The sequence below is a fragment of the Novacetimonas cocois genome, from assembly GCF_003311635.1.
GTDB lineage: Bacteria > Pseudomonadota > Alphaproteobacteria > Acetobacterales > Acetobacteraceae > Novacetimonas > Novacetimonas cocois.
The window spans coordinates 1-8,374 of sequence record NZ_QEXL01000031.1 but is presented as its reverse complement, the minus strand read 5'-3'; the positions used below and the strand labels follow the sequence as shown (position 1 = coordinate 8,374).

The following is an 8,374-nucleotide window of genomic DNA, read 5'->3' as shown; positions in this document are numbered from 1 at the left end:
ATTTTGAATCACATTCAGATGCTTGAAAAAAGTATAATTCCCCACAGGCCCTGAAAGAACGCCGCCTTTTTGAAAAAAGGCGGCACCCAGAAACTTTTGCCGTTTTTACGCGGGCTGCTTCGTTTCGTCGTTCGTGCCGCACAGGCTGCGGGGCACGTACAGGCGATTGCCCCCCTCGCGGAACTCTTCCTTTTTCTGTTCCAGTCCCGCCTGCCGGGCGGCGTTTTCGCGCAGGTCGTGGCTGATGCGCATGGAGCAGAATTTCGGTCCGCACATCGAACAGAAATGCGCGCTCTTGTGGGCTTCGCGCGGCATGGTCTCGTCATGGTAGGCGCAGGCCGTATCGGGGTCGAGCGACAGCTTGAACTGATCGTTCCAGCGGAAATCGAAACGCGCGCGGCTGATGGCGTCATCGCGCAGCTGTGCCGCCGGATGCCCCTTGGCAAGGTCGGCCGCGTGGGCTGCGATGCGATAGGTAATGACCCCCGTCTTGACATCGTTGCGGTCCGGCAGGCCCAGATGTTCCTTGGGCGTGACGTAACACAGCATCGCGGTGCCGAACCATCCGATCATCGCGGCCCCGATGCCGGACGTGATGTGGTCGTAACCCGGCGCGATGTCCGTCGTCAGCGGGCCAAGGGTATAGAACGGGGCCTCCCCGCATTCGCGAAGCTGCTTTTCCACATTGACCCTGATCTTGTGCATGGGCACGTGGCCCGGCCCCTCGATCATCACCTGACAGCCATGTTCCCACGCGATTTTCGTCAGTTCGCCCAATGTCTCGAGCTCCGCGAACTGTGCCGCGTCATTCGCATCGGCGATGGAGCCGGGGCGCAGCCCGTCGCCAAGCGAGAACGACACGTCATAGCGACGCATGATGTCGCAGATTTCCGCGAAATGTTCATACAGGAAGCTTTCGCGGTGATGATGCAGGCACCATCCCGCCATGATCGCCCCCCCGCGTGAGACGATGCCCGTGACGCGGTTGGCCGTCAGCGGCACATGGCGCAGGCGCACCCCGGCATGGATGGTGAAATAGTCCACGCCCTGTTCCGCCTGTTCGATCAGGGTGTCGCGGAACACCTCCCATGTCAGGTTTTCCGGCACGCCGCCCACCTTTTCCAGCGCCTGGTACAGCGGCACCGTGCCGATCGGCACCGGGGCGTTGCGCACGATCCAGTCGCGGATGTTGTGGATGTTGCGGCCCGTGGACAGGTCCATCACCGTGTCCGCGCCCCAGCGGATGGACCAGACCATCTTTTCCACCTCTTCCGCCACGGAAGAGGTCACGGCGGAATTGCCGATGTTGGCGTTGACCTTCACCAGGAAATTGCGCCCGATGACCATCGGCTCCAGTTCGGGATGGTTGATGTTGGCAGGCAGGATGGCGCGTCCCGCCGCGATTTCGGATCGCACGAATTCAGGGGTGATGAAGGCGGGAATGCTGGCGCCGAAATCCTCGCCATCGGCGCGGCGTTCCTCGGCGCCCGCCACCATTTCCGCGCGGCCGAGGTTTTCGCGGTGCGCGGCGTAGATCATCTCTTCCGTGATGATGCCGGCGCGGGCATGTTCGAGCTGCGTGACCAGCTTTCCATCCTGTCCCTCGCGCACGGTATGGGGCGCGGGGCAGGGGGGTACAAGCTGGCTGCCGGTGGCGAAGCCGTTATCTTCCGGCCGGACGGCGCGCGGGGTGACATCGTGCGTATCGCGCGCCGCGATCCATTTTTCGCGGATGCGCGGCAGGCCGCGATGCACGTCGCCATGCGGCGGGGAGGCGGTATAGGGGCCGGACGTGTCGTACACGCGTACCGGCGGTTCGTTGGCCGAGGGGTCCAGCGCGATTTCGCGGAACGGCACGCGGATATCCGTGCGTCCGGGGGGCGAGGACCAGGCCTTGACCGATCCCTGGATCGGGCCTGTAGTAACGTGGTCGGGAGAGGAAGGCGGTACAATCTTGTTCATGACAGGATACCTCTGTTTCTCTCCGACAGGGGAAAAGGAGAGAAACCGGAGACCAGCATGCGCGGATCGCGACAGGGGTGTGTTCCGATGTCAGACCAGTCCCTCCGCCGGTATGAACCGGATCAGGTTCCCCGGACGCGGCATGCGCCCGGCAGGGTCCCCGCATCCGCGCCTGATGGCGCGATAGCGGTGTCTCAGCCCCTTTGACGGGACTCCCCTTGGTAAGGGGCAGGATCGGCAAAGCCCCGGTCATTGTCAATCGCCAATGACCGGTGACAAGAGGATGTGAAAAATCCACGCGCACCGTATCAGCATCGGGGCGGAGTAGGATAAAAGGACAGGGAAATCAGGACGGAAGACAGGAAAATGGCATCTTCGCAGATCTCCGCGCGCATCGCACAGGGCCGTGGCGGCGAACCCGCCGATATGGTCATCCGTAATGCGCGTCTGTTCGATCTGGTGACGGGGGAACTGCTGGAGGGCGACATCGCCATCTGCGGCGACACCATCGTCGGCACGCTGGAACATTATGAGGGCCGCCACGTCATCGACGCGCATGGCCGCATCGCGGTGCCGGGCTTCATCGATACCCACCTGCATGTCGAATCCTCGCTTGTCACGCCGTTCGAATTCGATCGCTGCGTCCTGCCGCACGGGGTCACGACCGCCATCTGCGACCCGCATGAAATGGCCAATGTGCTGGGGCGCGCGGCGCTGGACTATTTCATGGAGGCCGCGTCGCGCGTGGCGATGGATCTGCGGGTCAACCTGTCGAGCTGCGTGCCGTCCACCGCGCTGGAAACCTCCGGCGCGTGCCTGAGTGCCGCGGACCTCATCGCCTGCCGCGACCATCCGCGCGTGATCGGGCTGGCGGAATTCATGAACGTGCCGGGGGTGCTGAACGCGGATCCGGCCTGCATGGAAAAGCTGGCGGCCTTTGCCGGGGGGCATATCGACGGGCATGCGCCGCTGCTGCGCGGCAGGGCGCTGAACGGGTACCTGTCGGCGGGGATTTCAACCGATCATGAAGCCACGACCGCAGCCGAGGCGCTGGAGAAAGTGCGCAAGGGCATGACGGTCCTGATCCGCGAGGGATCGGTGTGCAAGGACCTGCGCGCGCTCGCCCCGCTGCTGACGCCCGCGACGTCGCCATTCTTCGCGTTCTGCACCGATGACCGCAATCCGCTGGAAATCGCGCATGAGGGGCATCTGGATTACCTGATCCGCCTTGCGATCGCCCAAGGGGTCGAACCCCTTGCCGCCTATCGCAGCGCCTCGCTCAGCGCCGCGCGGGCGTTCGGGCTGCGTGATCGCGGGATGATCGCGCCAGGATGGCGGGCGGATGTCGTGCTGCTTGACGATCTGCGGGAATGTCGCGTTTCCGACGTGATCGCGGCGGGACGGCTGGTCAATGACGACCTGTTCGCGGCGCGTGAGTGCATCGCCCCAGTGGGCATGAACAGCGTCACGCTGCCTGCCCCGGTGGACGCGGCCGACATGGCGCAGGCGGGCGATGGAAAGCACGCGCCGGTCATCGGCATTATCCCCGGCCAGATCATCACCCGTTTCCTGCGCGCCGACATGCCGGTGCGCGATGGGGTAATCCAGGCCGATCCGCAGCGTGACATCGCGCGGATCTGCGTCGTGGCGCGGCATGGGCATAACGACAATATCGGTCGCGGGCTGGTGCAGGGATTCGGGCTGAAGGAGGGGGCGCTTGCTTCCTCGGTCGGGCATGACAGCCATAATATATGCGTCGTGGGGATCAACGGGGAGGATATGGCCGCAGCCGTCAATCACCTGGAGACGACGGGCGGCGGGTTTGTCGTCGTGCGCGACGGGCGGGTGGTCGCGGACCTGCCCCTGCCGGTCGCGGGCCTGATGAGCGACGCCCCGTTCGAGGAGGTCGCGGCCCGGCTGGAGGTCCTGCGTGCCGCGGCACGTGGCCTGGGCTGCGTTCTGGATGAACCGTTCCTGCAACTGGCGTTCCTGCCGCTGCCCGTGATACCGCATCTCAAGATCACGGATTTCGGGATGGTGGATGTCGATCGCATGGCGCTTGTCTGAACGGTCCTGTCGTCGATGGAACGCGACATGAGCGCACATGACGTCCCCGTACCGGCCCCCGCATCGGCCCCTGTGTCGGCTCCCGCGTCGGACCAGGCACCTGCGGTGCGGCCACAGGCGCTGGCGACGTTGCGCGCCTATCGCGCGGACTGGACCCATTTCGCGGCGTGGTGTGAACGCCACGACGTGCGCCCGGTGCCAGCCGCCCCCGCCGATGTCGCGGCCTATCTGCGTTCCCTGCGCGAATATGCCCCCGCGACGATCCGGCGGCGTCTGGCGGCCATTGGCAAGATGCACCGTTTCAACAACCTGCCGTGGAAAGTCAGCGATCCCGTGATCCGTGCCGCCCTGCACGACGCGCTGAAAGCAGCCGAACCCCCGGTCGCGGCGGAGCCGGAAATCCTGACGGCGGCGCAGTTGCGGATAATGGTGGAACGTTGTGACGCCAGCGCGCGTGGCCTGAGGGATCGCTGCCTGCTGATCTTCGGGTTTGCCGGGGCGCTCCGCCGGTCCGAACTGGTGGGCCTGATGGTGGAGGACGTGGAGGTGACGCACGATGCCGTGCTCCTGCATCTTCACCACGGCGATGCGGAGGAGGAGGCGGTGAGCATGCCGCAGCGTCCGGATGACCCGCTGCTGTGTCCCGCCCGGGCTTTTTCAGCATGGCAGAAGGTGGCGCACCGTCAGACGGGGCCGCTGTTTCGTCCCATCTCCAAGGGGGGACGCGCGGGGGGCAGAGCGCTGACGCCCTTTGCCGTCAACCGTATCCTGCAGCGGCGCGCGGCACTTGCCGATATCGACGCGGCATGCGTCGCGCGCCTCAGCGCGCATGCCCTGCGGGCGGGATACATCATCGACGCCCTGACGCGCGGGGTGGATGCGCAGGAGATACGGCGCCACACCCGTCACCGTGATCCGCGTGGCATGATGGCCTATGTCCGGATCAGCGCGTCATGACGGAAAACCTGCGTTTCCCATGGGCGGACCTGCCCCCGGTCAGGGCGGATGAAACGCCGGATGACATCGCGGAGCAGCCGCAGCCTTCGCCATCGCGCGGGCGGCGGGGGCGGCGTCCCCTGTCCGCGTGGCGCGATACGACGCAGGCGGGACAGTGGCAGTGGTGGCACCTGCTGGTGCATGGGCCGGCGCAGGCGGTGGATGATTTCGCGGTCGCCGCGCGCGGGCCCGGCCTGGTGCCGTGGCCCTTTGATGGGGAACGGGTGGAGGAGGACATGTTCGCGCTGGCGATTGGCGACGGCGCGTCCGAACATACCCGCTGCGGACTGTCGATCGAGGGATGCCGGATACTGGCGCGCCAGTTCCGCGACGCGGCTGAGACCCGGCATGCCCGCAACCTGATGCGCACGGATCGTCCCTGCGTTCTTGATTTCCATGCGCTGGTCCCGGTTCCGCCCGTCATCCTGCGGCTGGGGGCGACCCATCCCGACGCGGTATCGTGGCTGCTGCGGCACTGGGGCACGGCGGAAGCGCCGCGCGGCGTAAGGCGTCTGATGGGGCGAAAGGCCGGGCGTCGCCTGCCCGGCGGCCACAGGCCGGTCGTGTATGGCTTTTTCACCCCGCGCGCGGAGGCCCCGGAACCGCTGGTGGCCGCGTTGCGGGCGCGGTGGCCGGACATGACTTTCGTGCTGTCGCGGCAGGACATGACGTAATGGGACAGTACGACCTGTTCGGGGAAGAGGGCGGTTCCGATCCCATCATCCGTCTGGATGCGTATCAGGGGGGGCTGACCCATCTGCTGGCGCTGGCGCAGGCGCGGCGTATCGATATCCGTTCGCTGGATCTTGTCGCGCTGGTGGATCAGCTGACGGTTGCGATCCGTACCTCGCCCGCCCTTCCGCTGGGGCGCAGGGCGGAATGGGCGGTCATGGTGTCGGGCCTGCTGCTGCTGCGCTCCCGCCTGCTGCTGCCGGCGGACGACCCGCGCCAGCAGGAGGCGACGGACGAGGTGACGCGCCTGCGCGCCCGGCTGTTGGCGGCGGAAGAGGCGGCGCGCGCGGCCGCGTGGCTGTCGGCCCGGCCGCAGCTGGGACATGACATCCATGTTTACGGGGCACCCGGGCCTGACGCCATCGCCGAGGAGCCGCCCGAATGGGAAATCGACAGGATCGAGTTCCTGTGGGGATGCCTTGCGGTCTTTGACGGGAACTGGGGGGTCCCGCCGCCCGAACCCCATTACGTGCCGGTGCAGCTGGACCTGTTTTCGGTGGAGGACGCCCGCGTGCGGGTGCGACACAGCCTGGCGGCGGCGTCGGGTCCTGTCACGCTGGACCGGATGCTGCCCGTTCCCGCGCGGGAGGGGGAGGGATGCCCGCCCATGCGCCGGCGGTCGGCATGGACAAGCACGTTCACGGCCTGTCTGGAACTGGTGAAACAGGGGGAGGCCAGCGCCGTGCAGGACCAGCCGCAACGGCTGCCGGCCTTCTGCCGCACCTGACGGACGGGCATGTAACGGTTTGTGATGCTGCATCCAGTAATGATTTTGATGGCCGTAAATATAAAAGTTGCTGTATGATGCGTTTCACACGATATCCCCATGCCCCGGCGGGCATGCACGTGAACAGTGTGTCCGGGATTCCTGAATAAATCGTGTAATAACGAAAAGTGATGGGGAATCAGCTGCAAAAGCCTCACAAATCGTTTCGGAAAGGCAACTGAAAACCGTATGGTTGTCATTCTGTGCAAGAAACGTGATGGCAGGCCCGGGCCCGCGCGGGCCTGTCCTTGGTAACGTTCCGGGGTACCCGCGCCGCCGGGAGGACGATGCGCGGACATGACGGGATCAACGATGCGCGAAAGTGGGTTACGGGGGATGTCTCGTGCGTGTTTTTTCCATTAATTGTTGTCCCTTAGCTTGACTGCGGCGGGTTTTTGCTCAAGCTGGCAAAATCAGTTTTCATCGGGTGGGGATGACGTTTCCGGTTTGTTATTTTCGGTAATCGATTCACGAACATGGCACGCGTCCTCCCATGCCGTTTCGGCCATGAACAAGGTTGATTTCGGGGAGTTAATAATGTTTATGGATGTTTATGGATAAATCATGATGGACAAGCGACTTTCCTTGCCAAGGAGGAACCGGTTACCGGCTTCGCGACTGTTTGCCAGCCCTTCTGGCCCGTTATCGGTGGCGATCCCTGGGAATTGTGAAAATGACGCTATCCGCCTGAAGGAATGTCGGGGAGACCCAGTCCGATCCTGTCAGGCGTTTCGTGGATATCTGGTCATACTCCCGTAGTGTTTGGTCAAATCAGAACATCAGAAGCTTTTTCTATAACCTCCATCAACTATGCCGTTCTGAATGAGGTATGGGTATGACGTATGCGGAACAGAGTGATAATCGATTACAGAAAGCCATAATATTTGGCGTCGTTTTAATTTTCGAGGGCGCTCTTGTCATGGCGTTGATGTATGGCCTGGGTGCGCCCAAGTCCTCGCCGCCGCCGCAGCGTCCGCCCGTGCAGGCCCGTGTCATCAAGGAGCCGCCGCCGCCGCCGCCACCGCCGCCGCCGCCGCCGCCGCCGCCGGTGATCACGCAGCCGCCGCCGCCCTATATCCCGCCGCCCAAGATCCAGGTGCAGGCGCCGCCGCCGCCGATCAAGCATGTGACGCATACGAAGCCGCCCAAGCCCATGCCGCCGGCAAAGGTCACGCCGCCGCCGTCATCGAACACGCCGGTTTCCGACGCGCCGCCGGTGGCCGATCACATGGCCGGTTCCTCGCCGCTGAACCATGTGGTGCCGGAATATCCGGAGGAGATGTCGGATGCGGGTCGCGAAGGTGTGGTCACGGTTGCCTGTGACGTTGAAACCACCGGCGCCACCAGCAACTGTCAGGTCATGAGCGTGAAGGGTGGACAGGCATTCGCCGATTCCGCGCTGCGTGCCGTGCGTCAGTCGCGTTATGCGCCGGCCGTGAAAAACGGCGTGCCCGTCAAGGAATTCCATCACCTTTATACCATTACCTTCAGCCTGAACGACTGATCGTGGCGGTATCAGCCCATGTTGCGATGCGGGGGCTCGCAGTCCCCCGCACCTTCTAAAACAACACGTCCTGTCTAGAGGATCCTGAGTAAATGATCAGACTGCATCGCAAACACGCTCTCATCACCTCGGCAGCTTTCGCCGCCATGCTGTGCGTTTCTTCCCCGCTGGCGGCGATGGCGCAGGACGCAGCCCAGCCGGCCGATGGTGCTGCCGCCCCCGCGGTTTCCGCGCCGCCGACCGACGGGACGGGTGCCGCTTCGACCCCGGCCCCGGGTGACGCCCCGGCCGCCCCCGCGACGGATGCCGCCCCGGCGGCGCCTGCTGATGCGGCACCTGCCGACGCG

The 8,374-nt window shown here is 64.7% G+C and carries 6 protein-coding genes and 1 pseudogene; 6 read left to right on the top strand and 1 reads right to left on the bottom strand.

Features of this window, described 5'->3' with window-relative positions; translation table 11 throughout:
• Positions 1-105 precede the first annotated feature (105 nt).
• The gene (gene thiC, locus NJLHNGOC_RS14910) at positions 106-1,962 is read right to left on the bottom strand and encodes a phosphomethylpyrimidine synthase ThiC (protein WP_113597058.1); all 1,857 of its coding nucleotides are present in this window, start codon (positions 1,960-1,962) and stop codon (positions 106-108) included.
• 366 nt (positions 1,963-2,328) lie between these two features.
• Here thiC and ade point away from each other — a divergent pair, with 366 nt between their 5' ends.
• From ade to NJLHNGOC_RS14880, 6 genes and pseudogenes are all read left to right on the top strand, one after another.
• On the top strand, positions 2,329-4,029 hold the full coding sequence (ade, locus tag NJLHNGOC_RS14905; RefSeq protein ID WP_113597057.1) for an adenine deaminase: 1,701 nt from the start codon (positions 2,329-2,331) through the stop codon (positions 4,027-4,029).
• 27 nt (positions 4,030-4,056) lie between these two features.
• Positions 4,057-4,986 carry a tyrosine-type recombinase/integrase gene (locus NJLHNGOC_RS14900; protein WP_113597059.1) on the top strand — a complete coding sequence of 310 codons (930 nt, stop codon included), beginning with the start codon at positions 4,057-4,059 and terminating at the stop codon, positions 4,984-4,986.
• The gene (locus NJLHNGOC_RS14895; protein ID WP_113597056.1) at positions 4,983-5,699 is read left to right on the top strand and encodes a hypothetical protein; all 717 of its coding nucleotides are present in this window, start codon (positions 4,983-4,985) and stop codon (positions 5,697-5,699) included. Before NJLHNGOC_RS14900 ends, NJLHNGOC_RS14895 begins: the two co-directional genes overlap by 4 nt.
• Positions 5,699-6,484 carry a hypothetical protein gene (locus NJLHNGOC_RS14890; protein ID WP_113597055.1) on the top strand — a complete coding sequence of 262 codons (786 nt, stop codon included), beginning with the start codon at positions 5,699-5,701 and terminating at the stop codon, positions 6,482-6,484. The genes NJLHNGOC_RS14895 and NJLHNGOC_RS14890 overlap by 1 nt, the downstream gene beginning before the upstream one ends.
• Positions 6,485-7,352: 868 nt before the next feature.
• Positions 7,353-8,027, top strand: a complete 675-nt coding sequence (locus NJLHNGOC_RS16640; protein ID WP_113597054.1) for an energy transducer TonB — start codon at positions 7,353-7,355, stop codon at positions 8,025-8,027.
• Positions 8,028-8,119: 92 nt separating this feature from the next.
• Positions 8,120-8,374 (top strand): annotated as a pseudogene (locus NJLHNGOC_RS14880) (MotA/TolQ/ExbB proton channel family protein); the annotation flags it as partial.